The organism is Ruegeria sp. B1 (genome assembly GCF_056535885.1).
The window spans coordinates 508,118-528,356 of sequence record NZ_JBQFJA010000001.1 but is presented as its reverse complement, the minus strand read 5'-3'; the positions used below and the strand labels follow the sequence as shown (position 1 = coordinate 528,356).

General features: G+C 58.5%; 19 protein-coding genes and 2 pseudogenes. 4 read left to right on the top strand and 17 right to left on the bottom strand.

The annotated features are described in order from the left end of the window. Positions 1-53: 53 nt before the first annotated feature. A complete protein-coding gene (locus ACR3ES_RS02605; RefSeq protein WP_170431606.1) occupies positions 54-812 on the top strand; it encodes a metallophosphoesterase in 759 nt (252 codons plus the stop codon). 666 nt (positions 813-1,478) lie between these two features. Further along, entirely contained in the window at positions 1,479-1,751 is a 273-nt protein-coding gene (locus tag ACR3ES_RS02600) for a hypothetical protein (RefSeq protein ID WP_170431607.1), read from the top strand. Positions 1,752-1,827: 76 nt separating this feature from the next. Here the strand turns inward: ACR3ES_RS02600 and ACR3ES_RS02595 are convergent, their stop codons facing one another. Then, entirely contained in the window at positions 1,828-3,963 is a 2,136-nt protein-coding gene (locus ACR3ES_RS02595; protein ID WP_170431608.1) for a polysaccharide biosynthesis tyrosine autokinase, read from the bottom strand. 281 nt (positions 3,964-4,244) lie between these two features. Next, the gene (locus tag ACR3ES_RS02590; RefSeq protein WP_170431609.1) at positions 4,245-4,439 is read right to left on the bottom strand and encodes an aminotransferase class III-fold pyridoxal phosphate-dependent enzyme; all 195 of its coding nucleotides are present in this window, start codon (positions 4,437-4,439) and stop codon (positions 4,245-4,247) included. On the opposite strand from ACR3ES_RS02590, the gene ACR3ES_RS02585 reads away from it, so the two are divergent. Next, positions 4,438-5,256, top strand: a complete 819-nt coding sequence (locus ACR3ES_RS02585; protein ID WP_170431611.1) for an amidohydrolase family protein — start codon at positions 4,438-4,440, stop codon at positions 5,254-5,256. The two genes, ACR3ES_RS02590 and ACR3ES_RS02585, sit on opposite strands and share 2 nt — an antisense overlap. A 274-nt stretch (positions 5,257-5,530) precedes the next feature. On the opposite strand, the pseudogene ACR3ES_RS02580 reads toward ACR3ES_RS02585, so the two are convergent. The 15 genes and pseudogenes from ACR3ES_RS02580 to ACR3ES_RS02510 form a co-directional block, all read right to left on the bottom strand. Then, a pseudogene (locus ACR3ES_RS02580) lies at positions 5,531-5,599 on the bottom strand (IS6 family transposase); the annotation flags it as partial. 84 nt (positions 5,600-5,683) lie between these two features. Continuing rightward, positions 5,684-5,863 (bottom strand): annotated as a pseudogene (locus tag ACR3ES_RS02575) (IS6 family transposase); the annotation flags it as partial. A 141-nt stretch (positions 5,864-6,004) separates the two neighbouring features. Next, positions 6,005-7,132 carry a c-type cytochrome gene (locus tag ACR3ES_RS02570; RefSeq protein ID WP_170431614.1) on the bottom strand — a complete coding sequence of 376 codons (1,128 nt, stop codon included), beginning with the start codon at positions 7,130-7,132 and terminating at the stop codon, positions 6,005-6,007. 111 nt (positions 7,133-7,243) lie between these two features. Beyond that, entirely contained in the window at positions 7,244-7,399 is a 156-nt protein-coding gene (locus tag ACR3ES_RS02565; protein WP_170431616.1) for a hypothetical protein, read from the bottom strand. 3 nt (positions 7,400-7,402) lie between these two features. Continuing rightward, positions 7,403-8,518 carry an Mrp/NBP35 family ATP-binding protein gene (locus tag ACR3ES_RS02560; protein WP_480424750.1) on the bottom strand — a complete coding sequence of 372 codons (1,116 nt, stop codon included), beginning with the start codon at positions 8,516-8,518 and terminating at the stop codon, positions 7,403-7,405. A 103-nt stretch (positions 8,519-8,621) separates the two neighbouring features. Continuing rightward, a complete protein-coding gene (locus ACR3ES_RS02555; protein WP_170431620.1) occupies positions 8,622-9,638 on the bottom strand; it encodes a formate dehydrogenase subunit gamma in 1,017 nt (338 codons plus the stop codon). 19 nt (positions 9,639-9,657) lie between these two features. Next, on the bottom strand, positions 9,658-10,254 hold the full coding sequence (gene fdh3B, locus ACR3ES_RS02550) for a formate dehydrogenase FDH3 subunit beta (protein ID WP_170431622.1): 597 nt from the start codon (positions 10,252-10,254) through the stop codon (positions 9,658-9,660). 16 nt (positions 10,255-10,270) lie between these two features. Beyond that, on the bottom strand, positions 10,271-13,234 hold the full coding sequence (locus ACR3ES_RS02545) for a formate dehydrogenase subunit alpha (protein ID WP_170431624.1): 2,964 nt from the start codon (positions 13,232-13,234) through the stop codon (positions 10,271-10,273). Positions 13,235-13,240: 6 nt separating this feature from the next. Then, positions 13,241-13,450 carry a hypothetical protein gene (locus tag ACR3ES_RS02540; protein ID WP_170431626.1) on the bottom strand — a complete coding sequence of 70 codons (210 nt, stop codon included), beginning with the start codon at positions 13,448-13,450 and terminating at the stop codon, positions 13,241-13,243. A 72-nt stretch (positions 13,451-13,522) separates the two neighbouring features. Further along, positions 13,523-14,182 carry a TorD/DmsD family molecular chaperone gene (locus ACR3ES_RS02535; protein WP_480424747.1) on the bottom strand — a complete coding sequence of 220 codons (660 nt, stop codon included), beginning with the start codon at positions 14,180-14,182 and terminating at the stop codon, positions 13,523-13,525. Positions 14,183-14,310: 128 nt separating this feature from the next. Further along, positions 14,311-15,036 (bottom strand): DUF3306 domain-containing protein, encoded by a 726-nt coding sequence (locus ACR3ES_RS02530; protein WP_170431628.1) that lies wholly within the window; start codon positions 15,034-15,036, stop codon positions 14,311-14,313. A 1-nt stretch (position 15,037) separates the two neighbouring features. Beyond that, entirely contained in the window at positions 15,038-15,574 is a 537-nt protein-coding gene (locus tag ACR3ES_RS02525) for a DUF3305 domain-containing protein (RefSeq protein WP_170431631.1), read from the bottom strand. After that, positions 15,574-16,593, bottom strand: coding sequence for a DUF6352 family protein (locus ACR3ES_RS02520; protein WP_480424745.1), 1,020 nt, complete (start codon positions 16,591-16,593; stop codon positions 15,574-15,576). Before ACR3ES_RS02520 ends, ACR3ES_RS02525 begins: the two co-directional genes overlap by 1 nt. Continuing rightward, positions 16,593-17,159, bottom strand: coding sequence for a DUF6505 family protein (locus tag ACR3ES_RS02515; protein WP_170431634.1), 567 nt, complete (start codon positions 17,157-17,159; stop codon positions 16,593-16,595). Before ACR3ES_RS02515 ends, ACR3ES_RS02520 begins: the two co-directional genes overlap by 1 nt. Further along, complete coding sequence (locus ACR3ES_RS02510) at positions 17,156-17,869, bottom strand: biotin/lipoate--protein ligase family protein (RefSeq protein ID WP_170431636.1); 714 nt, start codon at positions 17,867-17,869, stop codon at positions 17,156-17,158. The genes ACR3ES_RS02515 and ACR3ES_RS02510 overlap by 4 nt, the downstream gene beginning before the upstream one ends. Before the next feature lie 111 nt (positions 17,870-17,980). Between ACR3ES_RS02510 and ACR3ES_RS02505 the strand changes: the two genes are divergently transcribed. Beyond that, a complete protein-coding gene (locus ACR3ES_RS02505) occupies positions 17,981-20,005 on the top strand; it encodes a 4Fe-4S dicluster domain-containing protein (RefSeq protein WP_480458658.1) in 2,025 nt (674 codons plus the stop codon). Positions 20,006-20,239: the final 234 nt, after the last annotated feature.

The following is a 20,239-nucleotide window of genomic DNA, read 5'->3' as shown; positions in this document are numbered from 1 at the left end:
ACGCCCTGATTCCAATGGGTGGCGACCCTTTTGCCGTGTTTTCACGGGTCGCAATGACCCAGACAGGAGGTTTAGTCGGCGTGCTGTCATCGCTGTTTCAACGCTTTGGGCGGCGCGCTTCATTTGAAACGCCATCGCCGACCAGCCCGATCTGCGTGATTGGCGACGTCCATGGCTGCATTGCGCATCTCGAGAAACTGTTGCCGCAGGTGCCCCAGGATCATCGGATTGTTTTGGACGGCGATTACATTGATCGTGGCGAGAACAGCGCAGAGGTGCTGCGCCTGATAAGTGACCGAGCAGATTTCACCTGTCTGAAGGGTAACCACGAAGACATGTTGCTGAGTTTCATACATGATCCGGTACAGAACGGTTTCCGATGGCTGCGTTATGGAGGTCTTCAAACCTTGGCCTCGTTTGGTGTGGGCGGTGCGCGTACCGAGATGAGCGAAGCAGAACTAATCGATTGCCGTGACAGCATGGTTGAGTCGATGGGCGGGTCATTGATCCAGTGGCTCGACGAGCTGCCGACCTATGATTATTCTGGCAACGTCCTTGTGACACACGCCGGTGCTGATCCAGGCGCACCGGTGGATCAACAATCTGACAAAACACTTATGTGGGGCCATCCCGATTTCCAGACAACAGACCGCCAGGACGGTGTCTGGGTTGTATACGGACACACTATTGTCGAGCTTGCGACCGCGCGGCAAGGGCGTATTTCAATCGATACAGGTGCTTACGCAACCGGTGTGCTGAGCGCGGTTTGCCTGAGCGGTGGCGAACCTGAATTTATCACCGTCGGCCCATAATGTCCGGACCTTAAGCAACCCACGTGGTTCATTGTTTAAGAGTGTAAATACATAAGGGTATTGGGGATACCGTCTTTGACGCAATGATCCGCGTCCCGAGTCATTTGAGGCAAATGCACGCTAATTACCACATTGAATAGTCTTCAGCTCAGTTTGACCGCACCAAAGATCGTGCACGCCCCGCTCGTGAACCTGTTGCGTCTCGGCATTTTAGCGGCGCTATCCATGAGTCTATCTTGCTTGGGCGTCCGGACAAACTGAACGCGCATATCTATGGCTTTCAGAAGGACGGGTTACCCCGGTTGCTCACTTTTTGGAGACATTATATGCGGGCATTTTCATTGGCTTATCTGTGGCCGCCAACCCAGAGCTTCGTTTATGTACACCGGATGCAGCGCTCTCAGACAAGCTTCCACGGCCATCGAGTACATTGGATATACGCGTAAGGAAATCGAGTATCCAGCATCCAGTTGGACCCCTTCATGACCGCTTCGGTTCACGCTGTACGTAAACCCACTGTGACAAAACGTGGTTGACGAGCCGTCAATACTTGTGAAGTGAAAAAATCCAAATTGATAAATTTTTTCTCACTTTTGTGCCCCCAGTATTCTCAGGTTCCGTTCGCTGTGGTATCGATTGAGCAGGATCGAATTTTGGAGATTCCAGATGATCAGAACAACACTTCTCATGCTGGTTCTTTCAGCGACAAGCGTTCATGCGCAGGATGCTGGCGCTGCAGGTGCGGTTCAGGCTGGCGCAGGCGGTGCCGGAGGTGGCGCTGCTGGTGCAGCAGCCGCAGGTACGGCTGCGGCTGGCGTGACTGGCTTTGTGCCGCTTGTTGCGCCGGCCCTTGGCGTAGCTGCAGCCGTAGTAGGTGTGGCGGTCGCCAGTGGCGGTGGGTCAACCAACAGTACCACAAGCACAGTCAGCACCAACTGAACCCTGGGTTCAACTAAAACTAAACGGGGTGCTTTTTCAGCGCTCTGTTTGTTTCGCGTTTGATCGATTTTTACCTTTAGTTACTGTAGTATTTGTTTGCGTAGTTGCCGTGTGAATAACCGTAGTGCTTCGCGCTTCGGGCGTTGATTTGTGATAGAACAAGGCCGGTGAGGCGCTGGTTATCGTTGTGAAACAGGCGCATGGCTTCGGTGACGTCTTGTTCAGACGTGTCGTTCCATTTGACGGTCAAAAGCACCGCATCGGCGTTTCGCGCGATCAGACGCGCGTCGGACACAAGCAGGGTGGGCGGTGTGTCAATCAGAATGACTTCGTACAGCCTGCGCATGTCGCCCAGAAACTGCCGGAACCGCTCTGAGGCAAACAGATCCGCGGCATTGGCTGAGGTTTTCTTGCCAGCTAGAAGGTCACAGCCCAGCAGCGGGTCCTGAAAGATTGCCTCTTGTGCGGTGGTATCCCCCGCCAGAACTGACACGATCCCCTTCTGAGGCACGCCTTTTAGGTGCGCCGTCATTGTCAGGCGCCGAATATCGCCTTCGATCAGCAGGACCTTTTTCCCGATTCCGACAAAGTTCTGCGCCAGTGCCAACGCGTTTGTCGTCTTGCCTTCACCCGGCAGCGAAGACGTTATCACCACAACTTGCGGGGGGCTGTCCACATTGGACAGCATCAGCGAGGTGCGCAGGTTGCGTACAGCCTCGGCCGTTGCCGAGGACGGTTTGGCAGCGAGATACTCCAGAACTTTGCGGCGTCCGCTGGCGGGAAAGGTCGGGATCTGGCCCAGCACGCTATACCCGGTCTTGCGCTCCAACTCGCGCGCGGAGCGGTAGCCTTTGCGCTGCGCCTCTGCCAGCAGCACGATGCCCGCCCCCAGCATAGCGCCCAGAACGCCCGAAAGTGCTAAAGCCAACGCCTTGCGCGGTGAGGTTGGACTGTCGGGGATCACGGCACGTGAAAGCTGTCGGCTATCTGCTTTTTGGATTCCTTCTTGCACTGCGGTCTCTTTCAGGCGGGCGAGGAAATACTCATACAGCAACCGAACCGCTTCAGCTTCGCGTGCCAATTGTTGCAAGGTGATCAGATCTGCATTCTGTAGCGCGATCTGCCGATCCAGATCTTCGGCGGATTGCGTCAGAGCCTGAACTTGCTGTGCCGCCCGCCGCGCCTCAAGCGCTGTTCGTGCGACGAGGCGCTGAAAAGCGGTGTCGAATGCGGCCTCATCGGTGTCAGAGGCCCCAATTTGCGCATAGAGACGCCGCAGCTGCTGATCTTGGCCGGCTTCGGCCTGTGCCGCGCGGTCATCCGCGGCCACCAATGTGTCGTAGCGGGCCTGCGCAGCCACCCGGGTTTCCTCGGCCGACATGCTGCGTTCGCGCAACTCTTTCAGCTGGATTTCCTGCAATTGCAATGCCTCCGGCGAGGTCAGAGCCGTTGTCGCGTTAAACTCGTTGACCTTCGCCTCTGCGGTTTCCAGTTCGACCTGCAACTCGGCCGCTCGGTCGGTCAGCCATGCGGTTGCCTGTTCGGTGGCTCCAAGCTTCACTTCGATCTGGTTCAGCACATAAAGCTCGACAATCGTGTCCGCGATCAACGCCGATTTCTGCGCCGATTCCGTCTCGACCGTCACCTCGAAGACAAAGCTTTGCCGCACGTTGCGCACCGACACTTTCCGGAGAAGCGCCGTGATCACGCTGTCCCGGGTGCGCTGTTCGGCCAACTCCTCCGGCTCTTGGTCTGGAGTACTCCCAGTGCCAAGTAGGGATTTCAGGAGTTCTTTTGCCGCGTCGATTGCCGAGACCGGCCGAAGCGCCGCGTTGAACTCGGGATCCGCCTCGAGCTCCAATTTGTCCGAAACCTTGCCCATCAGGTTCCGAGACTGCAGCACCTCAAGCTCTGAATTGACCTCGGTCGTGTCTCCGGCCAGACCGCTCACGACGCTTTGAAGATCAATAACGCTGGTCTGTTCGGTCTCCAGCATGACCACGGCGGTGGATCGGTACAAAGGAACAGCAGCAACAAACGCGTAATACACTCCGACTAAAACCGCTGCGGCGGTCGCCAGGGCAATGATCCACTTGCCGCGCCACAACATGCCCACCAATGTAGGCAGGTCGATCGTGCTGTCTCCGGCAGCATCATTCACAGGCCCAGAGCCGGGGCTGAAGTATCCGTCGTGTATCGGATTTTGCTTCATATCTGATATCGACTCCCGGGTGCCAAAAACGCGCAGTACGCGTGGGGTCAGTACATGACCCCGGCCCGTAAATAAAGACCTCCGAACGCTCTAACCAACCGCAATTCGATGCAAAACAAACAGCCACAGAGATTTGAGCACAAACAACACTCGATAGATCAAACGATCGCTACGCCTACCTCGGCCACACCATCGCCCAGACCGCGCTTCTTGGATCGTATCATCACCACGGCCAAACCGAATGCAGAAGCGATTTGGTTGCCCTGTCAAAGTACAGACAGTCAGGCCGAAGTTTTCGAACAGCACGATCCAACATGATTGCTGGTATGATGTTTGGCCATGCCTAGGGCCAGATCGTTGGCTTCGGACCCGGTGCAGGTGAACATGGCATGGCCGATATCGGGCTCGAACGTGTCCAACAGGGTCTCGGCGAAATTCAGAATACCGTGCTGCATATAACGGGTGTGGGTGTACATGACCTCCATCTGCTTCGCGATGGCAACGTTCACTTGCGGGTGGTTGAACCACCACCGCGCTGAGATTTATCGCGATTTCCTGCCGGAGGAATTTGCGGGCGCGATCGAAGGCACGCCTGTCACTGAAGTCATCGCCGTTCAGGTCGCGCCGAGCGAGGCTGAGGCGCAATGGCTGCAAGAACAGGCGCGCGGATACGATTGGGTCTCCGGGGTCACCGGCGGGATTGATCTGCCCGGACCCAACCCGGAGGCCGCTTTGCGCCGGGTTCGCGGTTACAGGAGGCTTGTCGGTATCCGCCAAATGGAGGGCGTTTGGCGTGGACCGAACTGGCTGGACGAAGCAGATTTTGCACGTTGGATCGACGCCGTCGCAGCCTCTGGTCTCGTTTTTGAAGCGCTCTTGTTGCCTCATCGCTTGCCGGGGCTCCTGGCCATTGCATGGCGACACGGCGAGATGCCGATCATCATCAATCATGCCACCAAGCCGACGCCTGGAAACTTTGAGGCATTGGTCACAGACCTTGAACTGTCTCAGGCCTTGGACAACGTATCATGCAAATTGTCGGGCCTAACAGCGCAAAGCATGGATGCGGCCTTTCACGACCGCGTTTTTGACACGCTTACCAAGGTCTTCGGAGCGGATCGGCTGATCTGGGGCAGCGATCATCCGATTCTTCTGGAAAGCGCTTGCTATCGAGCTTGGGTCGACACAACTCATCGCCTTCTTGAAGGTTTGGATGGCGGAGAGCGCAACGCCCTGCTTACCCAAAATATGCGCCGCCTCTACGGTCGGAAACAAGGACAAAACCATGCGTAGACTTGAGGCAAAACCTGCCTCGTCACCGCCGCCGGACAAGGCATCGGTAGCGCTTCGCTGCTGGCCATGACGGCGCAGGACGCGCGTCCTGGCCATTGACATTAACGCTAATGCCCTAAAACCCCTCGAAAAAGATGGCATATAGACTGCCGTTCTGGACGTTTGTGACCCAACTTCGATTGGGTCTTTTCGAGACGGCAGTTCTGCGCCAGATATCTTGTTCAACTGCGTCGGGTTTGGCAAGAAATACCTTGAGTTTTGGTTGAACCTGCGATCGAGCATAAAAGAACACCGCGAACAGGATCACGTCCCTCGGATATTGCGCGCCTTTGAAAGAGATCATGGGCCGACTCTCGGCCTGAAAACACCGATAGCCATTCACTCGCAGCGCCTACGAGCGTCAACAGCCAAAAGTTTGCAACAGATCCGAATACCGTGTTACCCATCGGTTCAATCTGGTGTGGTCTACCGAAACACCACGCTCGGCCATGATTTCTTCTGGGTCTCGATAGGAAACACCGTAGCGGACGTAAAAGAAGACTGCGAACAAGATCACGTCTTTCGGATACTGTGCGCCTTTGAAAGAAATCGTGGACCAACCTTCAATTGGATAATGCCGTTCGCCACACAGGCGCTGACGCCACAAAGGTCAATGGTCAAAAGCTTGCAACACAACCAGGTCCGACCACCCATCGCCTCCGTCAAGGCTATTCTTCGTGGCCAAAAAGATTTCCATGCCGGTCGCCCTCTACCGCGCGGCCCGGGCGAGAAACTCGACAAGTGCCTGCCGGTCTGACGCACTCGGTATTTTCTGTTCAGGCATTCGGCTACCTGGCGTGTATGCTGTCGGACCGTACTCAAAAAGCTCTGCCACGGTTTCCGGCGTCCAGATGATGTCCATCTCGCGCAGCGCTGGAGAGTAGTCGTAGCCTTCTGCCGTTCCGATCATCCGACCGAAGACGCGATAGAGTGTGGGACCGGCGCGTCCCTCATCATCCGGTGTCAATGCGTGACAAACCGCGCAGGCGCGGAACACTTCGGCCCCTCTTGGATTGGTCAAGGTCGGCTCAGGTGTTCCGGAGCCAGCACCCATTGGGTCACCCGACAGGGACCATCGACGAATAAATCCATCATTGCCACCTGTCAGGATCTCTGATTCGAGCAGAGCGATTGCCCAAACCGCGCCCTGACCAGTATCGAAGCGCGCTCGAACCTCTAGTGTCTCCGGGTCTAGCACCCAGACCTGGCCGGTCATGTCTGCGGCAACAACAGCGCTACGACCCGCCGTAATACTCGTCAGTGGCCGAGTGGTGAGTTCGATCTTAGCGTTTTGGACATCAGGCGCGACGCGCGCCACGAACCCGTCGGATCCGGCCACGAACAGAGACTGGCCATCGGTCGCTAGATCTGCGGGCAGAGCCTGCAAGTCTAGCACTGAACGGGCCAAACCGTCATTGCGCCAAATTCGAAGACGAAGGTCCGACCCCACGCTTGCAAGCCCGTCGTCAAAAGCCACCAGACCGGTAACCTGACCATCGTGGCCCGTTAGATATTCGGGAGGTTCTGTTCCCCGCCAAAGCGCTATTTGACCGTCCCAAGAGGCAGAAGCGAACCCATCAGACAATAATGCAAGGTCGGCAACAGGCATCGCATGCAATTGTTCTAACCAGACAGGTTCGGCCCCGTCATCCCAAATTGCCACTTTGCCATCCTGACCTCCCGAAACAAACCGCCCATCAGGCAAAGCGAGCACGGCTGTCACCCCACCAGTGTGCGCGCGGGTGACCTGGCGCGCAACGGGGCCATCCCAAACGATTGCGCGGGTGTCGAAGGAGCCTGAGTAGATCCTACCATCCAGGTGGGCAAGCGCGCGCACAGGCCCCCCATGTCCGCGAAGGTCCTGTGCAAAAACCGGCAGTGAATGGACACCAACCCCCAAAGTAAGAGATAGGATGAGACGCAACGCCATTGCAGACGGCTGCCCGGCTCAGTAGTTGATCAGATTGTCACCGGGTTTGTCGACCCGAGCGCCCTCGGTGGTGAATTCGCTATGTGCATCGGCCTGAAAGTTTCCGTTCAGAACATAGGCCGCACCGATTGCCACGACCAGGCAAATGGCCAGAGAGGCGACGAAAGCTTTCATGGGTTACACTCCTAACTGAAGTCTTGGGGTTTCTTCGGGTGTGGATGCCAGCGCGTTCCACAATGTCCGGGCCATGCCGACGTAGGTCGATCCAATCGCGCCATCAGGGTCCCGGGCCACAATTGGCTGGCCGTTGTCGGATGCCTTCCGCAACTCCATCGTCAGCGGCACAGCACCGAGATAGGGCACGCCCATCCGGTTGGCTTCTTCCTGTGCGCCTCCGGCGCCAAAAATCTCGTGCCTGGATCCGCAATCAGGGCACAAGAAATGGGCCATGTTTTCGATGACCCCGAGGATTGGCACGTCAACCTTGCGAAACATCGCAATGCCCCTGCGGGCGTCGATCAACGCCAGATCCTGCGGGGTGGACACGATGACCGCGCCGGACAAGTCTGTACCTTGCGCGATTACAAGCTGGGCGTCTCCGGTGCCCGGGGGCATGTCGATGATCAGAACGTCCAACTCACCCCAGTCAACCTCGGCCAGCATCTGGGTAATCGCCGACATCACCATCGGCCCCCGCCAGATCATCGCAGTTTCGGCATCGACCAGCATGCCCATCGACATCGCGTACAGACCATGGGACTGCATCGGTTTGAGACGGCGATCCGATCCGACGCGCGGTCGGCCATGCAGCGCCAGAAGTGTCGGCAACGAGGGGCCGTGTATGTCAGCATCCATGATCCCGACCTTCAGGCCCAATGCCCGGAGACCCAGCGCCAGGTTGACAGACGTGGTCGATTTGCCAACTCCGCCCTTTCCCGAAGCGACCGCGATCACGTGTTTGACCCCGGCAAGAACCGGCGGCGGGGTCTTGGGACCGGCATCGGCCGACTTCAGTTGCGGCGGCGGTTGGGTTGCAGGCTTCTCTCCGGTCAGAACGACGATGCTTTCTTCGCAACCGGGCGCAGACCGCAAGGCCGCCTCGGCGCGGGATCGTGTTTCCTTATAGGCCGCAGCTTCGCTTTCCGTGATCGATATCGCCAGGGTCACACGACCGCAAGCGATAATCGGACCGGAGACCTTGTCCGCAACCAGCAACGGTGCGCCGTCGGGCAGTAAGATACCCTCAAGCGCCGTGCGGGCCGCGGATAGCTGATCGTCTTCAGTCATTGTCATTTGTATTCTCTGAAATCGCACCAAGCGGTCTTTCTAGATTGGGTAGGTGCGATATATGAAATCGTCGGCGGGGTCGCCCCGCCGACCATATTCCTGAGGTGTCTCACTCGGCCGGGTGCAGTTTCTTGTCACCTGCGGGTTGTTGTTCGTTTTCTTCCTGAACTTCCTCAACCCAAAGCGAATGGTGTTCTTTGGCCCAGTTCAGGTCCACCTCGCCCGATCCCATCGCATCGAAGGCCCCTTCCATGCCAACCGAGCCGATGTAGATATGCGCGATAACAACGGCCGTCAGCAGAGCTGCGATTATGCCATGCAGAACTTGATAGAGCTGCCAGGTGCCTTCACCGCCCGCCCAATCGGGGAACAGCAACATCACGCCGGTAAACGACAGTGCCGCACCGCCCAAGACGACGGACCAAAAAATGACTTTCTGCCCGGCGTTGAACTTCTTGGCTGGCGGGTGAACGCCTTTGGAAAACAAGCCACCCGCCTGTTTGATCCACTGCACATCCAGCTTGTTGGGGATATTGTGCGCCACCCATGTCAGGAACACCATGATCAGACCCAGCATAAAGGCGAAGCCCATGTAGTTATGAGTAATTTTTCCCCATGCTGACAGGGTTCCAAACGCGTTTTCGCCAAAGAGCGGCAGGATAACCGCCCTGCCAAAAACGAGATTCAAACCCGTCAATGCCAGCACAATGAACGACACGCCCATTAGCCAATGCGCGAACCGCTCAAAGCTGTTGAACCGCAAGATCTTGATCGCCGAACGACCGGAATCGATACGGATCTTGCCACGGATCATGTAGAACGCGATCAGAACCGCGAAAATCCCGACAAGCGAGAGGATTGTAACCACACGGACCGGGCCCCCGTGAGTTGAGGCCCAGTCCTTGTTGCCGGGTTTAATCAGTCCGGCCGACAGGCCGTCAGGGATCGACACCCGCCCTGCGACCTGCCCATCCGGGTTCAACGCCTGCATCAGCGTTTCCTCGGTCACAGATTGCGCCGTCGGGTTAACCTGCTGCGCTTCGGCCAACTGTGGCAACGCAAAGAGCGCGACCAGACCGAAACAGAGGATGGCGGCGATACGAGCCGTGAGTGATGATGTTGTCATCGTTTCGCTTCCTTCCCTCTTACACATTGACAGTTTCGCCATAGGCGCTGCGCCAACCCCAAGCACCCGAACCGTAGCCACGCGTCACCACGCGCTCGCGATAAATGTCGGCGATGATGTCGCCATCACCGGCCAACAGGGACTTGGTCGAGCACATCTCGGCGCAGATTGGCAACTTACCTTCTGCCAGACGGTTGGCGCCGTATTTGACGTATTCCGCCTCGGTCATGTCTGCCTCGGGACCACCTGCGCAATAGGTGCACTTGTCCATCTTTCCACGCGTGCCAAAGTTACCGACCTTGGGATATTGCGGCGCACCGAACGGGCAGGCAAAGAAGCAATAGCCACAGCCAATGCAGGTGTCCTTGGAGTGCAGCACAACACCGTCATCAGTGGTGTAAAAGCAATCCACCGGGCATACAGCCGCGCAGGGCGCGTCGGTGCAATGCATGCAGGCCATCGACACCGAGCGCTCACCCGGCAGACCGTCATTGATGGTCACGACACGCCGCCGGTTGATGCCCCACGGCACTTCGTGTTCGTTCTTACAGGCCGTTACACAAGCGTTGCATTCGATGCAGCGATCCGCGTCGCAAAGAAACTTCATCCTTGCCATTTTTTGTCTTCCTCCTTTACGCCGCAGCGATCTGGCAAAGGGTCACCTTGCCTTCATGCATGCCTGTCACCGGGTCATACCCATAGGTCGTGACGGTGTTTACGCTTTCGCCCAGAACAATCGGGTCGGTGCCCTCGGGGTACTTGCCGCGCTGATCTTCGCCCTGGAACCACCCAGCGAAATGGAATGGCATGAAGGCCACTCCCGGCGCAACGCGCTCGGTCACCAACGCCTTGACACGCGCTTTGCTGTCCATTTCTGGGCCGCGCACCCAGACCCAGCCGCCGTCGGTGATCCCGCGGGCCTCGGCATCGGCTGGGTTGATCTCGACGAACATGTCCTGCTGAAGCTCTGCCAGCCACGGATTCGACCGGGTCTCTTCGCCGCCACCTTCGAATTCCACAAGACGGCCCGATGTCAGCACAATCGGGAAATCGGTTGCCACGTTCCGTTCAACCGCCGAGTCCTGCATGGTTCGACCGATATTCGGCACGCGGAACTGACGTCCGTCTTCGCGGGTCGGGTAGTCGGCAACCAGATCGGGACGCGGGCTGTAGATCGGTTCGCGATGAACTGGGATCGGATCCGGCAGGTTCCAGGCAACCGCTCGCGCCTTGCCGTTGCCGAAGGGCACGCAGCCATGCGAAATCGCCACCCTCTGAATGCCTCCGGACAGGTCCAGAGACCAGCTGACCGCTGCCATCCGTTCAGGATCATTGCCGCCGATCCGCTGGATTGTGGCCAACTCTTCCGGGGTCAGTTCGCCATCCCAGCCAAGGCTTTGCAGCACGCCATAGGTGAATTGCGGATAGCCATCCTCAATATCCGAGCCAACCGGATAGCTGCCTTCGGCAAGCAAGGTCTGACCCTCGCGATCCAGGCCAAACCGCGGACGGAATGCACCGCCGCCCTCGGCCACCGGAATGTTGGGATTGTAGAGGATATGCGTTCCGGGATGCCGTAGTTCCGGCGTTCCCCAGCATGGCCAGGGCAGGCCATAGTAGTCGCCTTTGACCTCATCCGGCGCATCGTCAAAGGCGCGCAACGTGACCAGGTCGAACGCGCCCTGGTTTTGCATATGCGCCTTGAGTCGTTCCGGTGACTGCCCGGTATAGCCGGTCGACCAGCCACCCCGGTTGATCTCTTCCAGAATGGATTCCGCCGTCGGCTCCGGACCGAACTTGCCATCGACCAGTTCGTAGTTCTTGACCATCTCATCTGCGAAGCCAAGACGCTGCGCGAGGCGGTAGATCACGGCGTAGTCATTGTCGCTTTCAAAGATCGGGTCGACAACTTTTTCGCCCCATTGAACCGAACGGTTCGACGCAGTCCGGCTGCCGTCGCACTCGAACTGGGTCGAGATCGGCAACAGGTACGTGTTGTCTGTCCGGTCATGCAGCGCGGCGAAGGTCGTTGGATGCGGGTCGGCCACAACAAGCAGGTCCAACGCGTTCATACCCTGCAGCGACGCGCCCATCCGCGGCACCGTGTTGCCGCCATGGCCAAAGACGATCATCGCCTTGACGTTGTCGCGCTGATCGACTTCTTCGGCATCAAGCGTGGCGGCGTCGAACCAGCGGGTCGACGGAATGCCCGGAACGCTCATGTTCTCTTTGCGGGTACGTGCATCCCGGCCGCCTTTGGCCGGAACCTCGTCAAAGCGGCCTTCGAGATACTCATAGGGCACCTCCCAGACGCGCGACCAGTGACGCCAGCCGCCCTCGGACAGGCCGTAGTAGCAAGGCAGCGAGCCGATATCGAGGCCGAAATCCGTTGCGCCCTGCACATTGCAGTGACCGCGGAAAATGTTGGCGCCGTTGCCAATATTGCCGACATTGCCGGTGGACAGAAGCAGGTTGCAATAGGTGCGCACGTTGGCCGTACCAACGGTGTGCTGCGTGCCGCCCATGCACCAGATGAAGGTGGCAGGTTTTTGGGTGGCAAAGGTCTGCGCCACGCGCTGCAGCGTTTCGCCCGGAATACCGGTGATGCGCTCCACCTCTTCCGGCGGATAGGCCTGCACAGCCTCACGAATCTGGTCCATGCCCCAGACACGCTGATCAATGAACTCTGTGTCTTCCCAGCCGTTTTCAAAGATGTGCCACATAATGCCCCAGATCACCGCAATGTCGGTGCCCGGACGCATCCGGATGTAGTCCGTTGCATGTGCCGCCGTTCGGGTGAAACGTGGATCCAATACGATTACGTTGGCGCGGTTGGTCTCTTTACCCGTCAGGATATGCTGCAGGGATACCGGGTGCGCTTCGGCCGCATTCGACCCCATGAAGACGATCGTCTTCGAGTTGCGGATGTCGCTGTAGCTGTTGGTCATGGCGCCGTAGCCCCATGTGTTCGCAACACCGGCAACGGTGGTTGAGTGGCAGATACGTGCCTGATGATCGACGTTGTTGGTGCCCCAGAACGCTGCAAACTTGCGGAAGAGATACGCACCTTCGTTGGAGAATTTGGCCGATCCCAACAGGTAGGCTGAGTCCGCGCCGCTCTTCTCACGAACCTCCAGCATTTTGCCGCCAATTTCATCGATGGCCTGATCCCAAGATATGCGGACCCATTTGCCATTCTCTTTCTTCATCGGGTATTTCAGGCGGCGGTCGCCGTGGACCAGCTCGCGGACTGATGCGCCTTTGGCGCAATGGGTGCCACGGTTGATTGGGCTTTCCCAAGCCGGTTCCTGCCCGACCCAGACGCCATCCTGAACTTCGGCTTTCACGGTGCATCCCACCGAGCAGTGGGTGCAGATATTGGTCTTAATCTCAATCGGCTTGCTGTGATCGGTCGGGCCGGCTTCGGCCCGCCGCATCGTGCCACTCCCTACTGTAGCAACAGCCGCCAAACCGCCAACGGCAAGGCCTGACCCACGAAGGAAAGAGCGACGGTCGACCGGACGCGCGGCCACGTTTTTCGCAAAAGACTGGAGGCCACCGCGTGCAGCAACAGAGGATCTACGTTTCACAAGCATCGATGATCAATCCTTCTTGTAGTAGCGGTTGGTGCGGTAAAAGGCGCGCACATGATCGGTTTCCTGATACCGGGCCTTCGTGCGTTCATCGCCCACCTCATCTGCAAAGGCCGGGCGTGCCGATCCTGTTGCAACAACGCCTACGGATGCCCCGGCAATTGCGCCGAAAAAGCCTCGCCGACCCATTTTCATGGGTTTTGTTTTCTTGTCGCGCATGCGGACCTCCTTAACTTCTCCTCCGACGGCGTCGCGCCGCGATATTCCTTGCAACCGCTGAAGCTGGATTTACTAAGCGGCGCCGCGTGGTGAGCCCGCGGCCTCTTTGCGCGCCAATTCAAAGGCACGCATCTCAACATCGGTGAACGTCCTGCCGATCTCAGCAACCGCACGATAAAACTCTGCGCTGGGTGAGACCGCGAGGTCGTCAAAGAACTGCGTCACCCACGGCTCCAGATGGCGCGCAAAAAAACCGGCCTCGCCCGCGCCGCCGCATCCAAGCGGGGCTGCGTCGTACTCCCCTGATGCAAGTCCGGCCATAACTTCGGCCAGGCTGGCAATGTGGTCCTCGGGTTCGAACCGGTCCTTGGCGCGCTCGATCCCCATGACGGAAAGATCGCGGCGCAGATCGGCAAGCGGACGTTCGTTCAAAAAACCGGTGATGTAGAACGAGGCATAGGGCAGCAACTCGCCACGACCAACGCCCACAAACAACTCGAAGAACTCATTTGCAACGTCGTCCGCAGACGCGTCACGTGCAGTCTTCGCAAGTACGCAGTAGGCTTGGCCAAGCGCTGTATCATCGCCGTCGAGCTGGGAAAGGCCCATCAGCATTTCAGAATTGGGAGGAGATGCCAGAATTCGCGCAAGAAAGGACCACTGCTGAGCCCGGAGCACATTCTCTTCTGCATTTTCGCGCGTGTCTTCGTAGACGACCTGGGTCAATGCCACTCAACTCCCCAATTGGCATTTGGCCTGAGTATCTCAGATTTTAGTGCATTGAAGGTAGCCGCTCGGGTATGGCTCTTCCACGGGCAAAGACCCTGATAGACAAATCCTATCAGATATTTCAGACGAAGCTATGTTTTTGGAGTTGCACCGCCATGTCGTGCAGCCCGCGCCAGCGGCTCGTCATCCGTATCGTCTGTAACTTTTCTTTTGTCTATATCGTAGTTATCCGTTCCTACAGTTCCTGTCGGGTCAGCGCTGTCGCCGCGTCGAACAGCTGGCGCCGGCGGACCAGTCTCCTCAATTGCGCGATCTGTTTCGGCCATATCAGTGTCGGAGGATGGCTGTACCTCAGCGTCCATTGCCTGCCCATCGGTTGACCCTTCGGCGTGCGCCAACTGCTCGGGTTCTTCCGGGCTGGCACGGTTGACCAGATCCTTCACCATCTTCGACACGCCTTCGTCATTGAGAGCGCCGCCTGCGCCGGGCACACCCTCGGGTGCATTCCAGTCCCAGGCATAATCGACCGCTGGATCGTCATGATCCCGGATCAGTGTGTTGGCCAGCCATACCTTGCGCATCGCAGCATTGCGCAATTGCGCGGGCACACCCCGCTTCAGAAACGGTTGCAAATCTGTCTGGCCGGTAATCTCATCAATTGAAGGCAGCGATGCGATATACTGTTCATCAACCTCTGCCTCCTCTGGCTCTGTCTGGACCTCAGGGTCAGTGATTTCAGCTGCTGGCTGAACGGTGTCATCGTCTAGAGACGCCTCGGCCTTCCGCGCGGCACGCTTTCGGCGCGACCAGGCGCTCAGGACACCTTCACCATCTCGCCTTGGCTCATCCTCTGCCATCTCAGCCCTTCCCGCGCGGCGGACGACCGGCGCGACCTCGGCTGGTGACCCACTTCTGATTGGATTGCAAAATGCGCGGCGCGCGCGGATCATCGGCAGAGGTCGCCGGCACACGCTTGCGTTTGTGAAACACCTCTTCGACGTGATGTTCCGCAATAAACGCTTCGAGCTGCGCCGCCAACGCCGACGGCATCGGCACGGCTTCGACGATCCGTTCAGGATCACTTGCCAACGCCTCGCCTTCGTAGGGGTCGACCGTAACCAGACGCACCTGGCCTTCGTCCAACGCCACCCAGACCGAAGGGCGCTTGGCGGTCAGGTTGTCGATGTAGTGCCGCGTTTCACCGGAATAGAGCACTAGAGCGTGATCGCCCATATAAGTGGTTTCGATGCCGTCGCGCTCTGACATCAGAGTGCCCGCAGCCATCATTGGAATATCCGTCATCACCGCAACAGGGCGCGGCATACGGCCAGTCCACTGGTTCGCGGGGGGATGAGATGCGACCACAATACCCAGCCGAAAGACATGCTGAGGCATCAGGTTTCCTCGGCCGGTTGGAGCGCCAGCTCTTGCGCGCCTGCGGCCGCAATCGGAAGGTTTGTGACAAGGTTTTGTGGCTTGCATCGGATCACGTTGTCGCTGCCCATTCCCAAAAGAAGATAAACCGGATGTCCTTTGGCTCTAGGCTCAACCCCCTCTTCACTTGCGAAGTCTAACGCATAGATGCCAACGAGGGTACTTTTGGGCACCGCACCGTCCCAGAGCGCGTTCCCGATGTCGGTACCGACCGGGTCGAGCCCAACAAACCAACGCAGGTCCGCATCCGGAACCTCAGTCATGGCAGTCACGGTGACCTTACGGCCCAGCAAGTGTTCAACCCATATTTCGATAACCCGACCGAACGCATCCCGGGCCTTTGGGTCCGCCCCGAAGGGCAAAACCATGGTGTGTGCGTCCGAGCGGCTCCAATAGGTCCAGCCGTTGGCGTCCCCCAACACGTCAAGCGATTCAAGGCCGCCTTTCATCATCGCTCCAAGAGGATCGGCATGCTTGTCTGCCTCGATCTCGGCGACAAGCTCGTCGTCTGCCAGCATTAACGCGCCGTCGTTCACATATGCGCGCTGAGGCCGGAAGAATAGCTCTCCAGCGCGCAGGACCCGCGTGTCCTCGCATCCTTCCAGCGCATTGCGCAGGATAAGCTGGACCAGTTGGTTGTAGAATAGCACCGGCAACGCAATGCCTTCGCGTACCAGCCGCACATAACCCGCTTCTATGCTTCCTTCATCCAGTAAGACATCGCGCAGGCGCAAGAGGAATCGCCAGTTCTCCTGTGCGTCGGCATCCGCCATCGCATCGACCTGCTCAGCATCCACCGGCGCCTTGGGCGCTGCGAGTAGTTTGGCGTGGAGCGCGCGTTCGGCATCGCAGGCCTCTGGCGGCGGTAGGATCTCTGGCCGAGCCAACCAGGCCAGTATCAACTCGTCGGTCACCTGCATGCGCGCGCGCTCATCAAGGCGGGTCAGTTGATGGCCCGAAGCCACCCAGAACTCTCTCATTATGGTGTCTCCCCCCGGCCCATCGCAGCAAGGTCGATTTCGGCAACCCCGTCCTCTTCATCGGTTTCGACAAAATGGAAGGCTCGGTCATGACCCTGCAAATAGCCTGCAGAGAATGCGGTTTCGTCTCTGGGTTTCAGAGACCGGAATTGTTCACGCATCGCGCCCGTATCGTCAATATGGCGATGAATTGCGATCAGCGTGCCCTCGTCATGGCCACGGCACAGCTCTTCCGACAGCGCCAATTCCTCTTCGGCTGCGGGCAACGCAATCTCCAGGCTCGGCGCGCCTAAATGCGTCACCAGTTGATGCGCCAGACCGGCAACAGCCTCTGAGCGTTCATCGCCGCGCGCCTCAGTTACGACAACCAGTGTCGACCAGCCGAAACTTGTGATCCCCAGCAAGCCCGACCGGAAGGCGATCTGCTCTTTGCGGCTCATGGTATCGACCGCCCGCCCGGCAAAGATAAATGTGCCGGGCACAGCCCATTCATTGGGATTGGCCGCAGGTGCGAATATGACACCGTCGGACTTATCCAACCGAATTGTGCGCAGCAACCGTGTCACAGGTCCGGACCTTCGGCGCCCCGCCAGCCGACTTGGGCAAGACCTTCGCGCAGGCTCGTTACCTGACCGTCGCGAACCAGTTCACCAGCCTCACTCAGGGCTCCGTCGGTTGTCAGGCGCCCAGCGTAGAGCGCAGCGACAGACGCGAAACCCGAATGGGTCCACCGGTCGAAATTCAGCATCAGATAGGCTGCGAAGCTTTCAACAATTGCCAGCGGGTCAGAAAACTCTTCTTCTTCCAGTGAGACCGAATTTGGATACTCCCCCGCATCGCTCAGATGGTTTCGGTCGGCGATCAACTCGACACCCAGAACCATCCAATCGGGCACATCGCCCTTATTTGTGCGGGGCGCGACAGCAAGCCGCATGCCGCCTAGACGACCGGCGTCCAGAACCAACTCTGTCGGCCAGTCGAACCGCACGTCCCGTTCCGGCGGGCAATGCGCCGCTACGGCTTCGGCGAGTGCCACCATCCCGATGATCACCGCTTTCTGCGCATCGTCGACCAGTGTTTCCGGCTCCAAAACAACCGCAAAATCAAGGCGACCGGGCCCGTCGCCGCCGCTGCTGTAGTGCCAGATCAGGCAACCTGCGCCTTCCTGTTCCGCCCGCCGCTGTGCCTCTTCAAACGCGTCGCCAAGCGGCAACCAATGCTCGGTGTAAGGAGGTGGAAGGGTAAGCTTTCTGGGCGGTGGAATTTCATCCAGCACAAAAGGATCCTATCGTTGCGGGTTGAACTGCGAGAGACATAGAGCATCTTTCATTAACCTCAAGTCCCGGCCACAATGGCCGACACCAGCAACCGATAAGAAGGCAGCTAGATGGTGAACCCTGACCGCAAACGGACTGTTCTGACCTGTACATGCGAGGGGACCATGCGCCTCGACGAAACGGCCCTGAACAATGCCGGATGTGGGGGCGACCCTGCGGCCCACCAGCTCTGCCGCGCCAATCTTGATCGGTTCCAGGCCGCGCTGGCCATTGGCGATCCTGTCACGGTCACCTGTACTCAGGAGGCGCCCCTGTTTCGCGAGATAGCCGAGACCGAGGCGCCCAATGTCGACCTGAGCTTTGCAAACATCCGCGAGACAGCCGGCTGGACAGCAGACGCAGCTGAGAGCGGGCCGAAAATGGCAGCGCTTATTGCAGCGGCAGAAGTTGCACCTTCGGCCTTCTCTTACACCGCTATGGAAAGCAATGGCGTGGCGCTTGTGCTTGGCCAGAACGACGTGGCCGTGAACGCTGCGCAAGACCTTGCGGACACGCTCGACATAACCGTTCTCCTTATGCCCGGAGCCGAAGTAACACCTCAGCGTCAAACGGTTTTTCCGGTTCTTCAAGGCAAGGTCGCACAGGCGGAGGGGCATCTTGGTGCCTTCAAGCTCACCATCGACAGTTATGCTGCGCCGTTGCCGTCCTCGCGCCAATTCCTTCAGTTTGAAAGCTCGCGTAACGGCGCGGTTTCCAAGGCCGATCTGGTGATCGACCTGACCGGCAATACCCCGCTGTTTCCGGCGGCGGACCTGCGACCCGGTTACTTCCGCGCTGATCCTGGGAACCCGACAGCCGTCGCCCGTCTGGTGCAAAAAGCGGCACAGATGGTCGGCACTTTCGACAAACCGGTCTTTATCGATTTCAACGCTGATATCTGCGCACATTCCCGTAATGAAATCACCGGCTGCACCCGGTGTCTGAACCTGTGTCCGACAGGCGCCATCCTGCCCGATGGTGACAGTGTCCGCATCGACCCGAACATCTGCGCTGGGTGCGGCCAGTGTGCCGCGGCCTGCCCGACCGGTGCCGCTTCATATGCGCTGCCGAATGTCGCAACCCTGGCGCATCAACTCAGGGCAGGCCTGCGCGCCTGGCACAACGCCGGGGGGCTTTGGGCACCGATGGTTCTGTTTTACGACACCGATCATGGCGAGCCGTTGATCGATGCCTCGGCGCGCTTCGGTAAAGGTATTCCGGCCCATGTCATCCCCTTTGCCGTCAATGAAATCTCGCAGGTCGGCCCCGAGGTGATGGCGGCAGCGATGGCCTATGGCGCCGGAGCGGTAACGCTTTTAGGCAGAGCGCGACCGCTGCACGATCTCAGCGGACTTCACGCCAGCCTCGCCCTGGTGAATGACGTATCCGCAACGATCGGGCACGGCCCGGCATCGTTGATCGAAACGGATGATCCTGACGCCATGGAGGAGGCGCTGGCCGCCTTTCCACGGGCGCCGCGTCATGAAAATCCCGCCGGTTTCCTTCCACCCGAGGACAAACGTGGCCTGTTGGTGATGGCCTTTGGTGAAATGAACCGCAGTGCTCCGCGAACCGCTGAAACCATACCGCTGAAAGAGGGTGTACCGTTCGGTGCGGTTCGTTTGGATACAGATGCCTGCACGTTGTGTATGGCCTGTACCGGCGCATGCCCTGCCAACGCGCTCATCGACAACCCCGAGACGCCCATGCTGCGCTTTACCGAGACGGCCTGCGTGCAATGTGGCCTGTGCGAAGAGACCTGCCCCGAAAACGCGATCACGCTCGAGCCGCAGATCGATTTCAAAGCCTGGAACACTCCGCGTCGCATTCTCAAGGAGGAAGAGCCTTTCTGCTGCACCGGCTGCGGCAAACCATTCGCCACACCCACAGGTATTGAACGCATTCAGAAGCGGCTGTCGGATCACTGGATGTTCACGGGCAGCGAAGGCGAAAGGCGTTTGAAAATCCTGGAGCTTTGCGAAGACTGCCGTGTTGAGGCCGTGGTCAATGAAGGGTTTGATCCACACGACGAAACAACCCGACGCGTCCGCACTATCGAAGATGACTTAGGTGATAGAGAGATCGCGGAACGCTAAACTAACTGGTCGCGATCGCGGGTCTCACGCATCAGCGTCGCCCAAACAGGCCGATGCACAACGCGCGTTTCACACTGCTGGGAAACTGAAAAGGTATTTTCCCGGGGGATCAATTGCCCATCCAATGGATAGGAGCTTGCCAATCGTCGAGCGTCTCCATCACGTCCTGCAAGTCGCCTCCCCACCATTTCACCATCCGTGCCAAGCTGCCTACAGGTGCAGAAACATAGCTGT

What these genes read in the sequence shown, in the direction of transcription:
- ACR3ES_RS02605 (WP_170431606.1), top strand. Translation starts at nt 54, where the DNA reads ATGACCCAGACAGGAGGTTTAGTCGGCGTGCTGTCATCGCTGTTTCAA.
- ACR3ES_RS02600 (WP_170431607.1), top strand. Translation starts at nt 1,479, where the DNA reads ATGATCAGAACAACACTTCTCATGCTGGTTCTTTCAGCGACAAGCGTT.
- ACR3ES_RS02595 (WP_170431608.1), bottom strand. Translation starts at nt 3,963, where the DNA reads ATGAAGCAAAATCCGATACACGACGGATACTTCAGCCCCGGCTCTGGG.
- ACR3ES_RS02585 (WP_170431611.1), top strand. Translation starts at nt 4,438, where the DNA reads ATGACCTCCATCTGCTTCGCGATGGCAACGTTCACTTGCGGGTGGTTG.
- ACR3ES_RS02590 (WP_170431609.1), bottom strand. Translation starts at nt 4,439, where the DNA reads ATGTACACCCACACCCGTTATATGCAGCACGGTATTCTGAATTTCGCC.
- ACR3ES_RS02565 (WP_170431616.1), bottom strand. Translation starts at nt 7,399, where the DNA reads ATGAAAGCTTTCGTCGCCTCTCTGGCCATTTGCCTGGTCGTGGCAATC.
- ACR3ES_RS02560 (WP_480424750.1), bottom strand. Translation starts at nt 8,518, where the DNA reads ATGACAATGACTGAAGACGATCAGCTATCCGCGGCCCGCACGGCGCTT.
- ACR3ES_RS02555 (WP_170431620.1), bottom strand. Translation starts at nt 9,638, where the DNA reads ATGACAACATCATCACTCACGGCTCGTATCGCCGCCATCCTCTGTTTC.
- fdh3B (WP_170431622.1), bottom strand. Translation starts at nt 10,254, where the DNA reads ATGGCAAGGATGAAGTTTCTTTGCGACGCGGATCGCTGCATCGAATGC.
- ACR3ES_RS02545 (WP_170431624.1), bottom strand. Translation starts at nt 13,234, where the DNA reads ATGCTTGTGAAACGTAGATCCTCTGTTGCTGCACGCGGTGGCCTCCAG.
- ACR3ES_RS02540 (WP_170431626.1), bottom strand. Translation starts at nt 13,450, where the DNA reads ATGCGCGACAAGAAAACAAAACCCATGAAAATGGGTCGGCGAGGCTTT.
- ACR3ES_RS02530 (WP_170431628.1), bottom strand. Translation starts at nt 15,036, where the DNA reads ATGGCAGAGGATGAGCCAAGGCGAGATGGTGAAGGTGTCCTGAGCGCC.
- ACR3ES_RS02525 (WP_170431631.1), bottom strand. Translation starts at nt 15,574, where the DNA reads ATGCCTCAGCATGTCTTTCGGCTGGGTATTGTGGTCGCATCTCATCCC.
- ACR3ES_RS02520 (WP_480424745.1), bottom strand. Translation starts at nt 16,593, where the DNA reads ATGAGAGAGTTCTGGGTGGCTTCGGGCCATCAACTGACCCGCCTTGAT.
- ACR3ES_RS02505 (WP_480458658.1), top strand. Translation starts at nt 17,981, where the DNA reads ATGGTGAACCCTGACCGCAAACGGACTGTTCTGACCTGTACATGCGAG.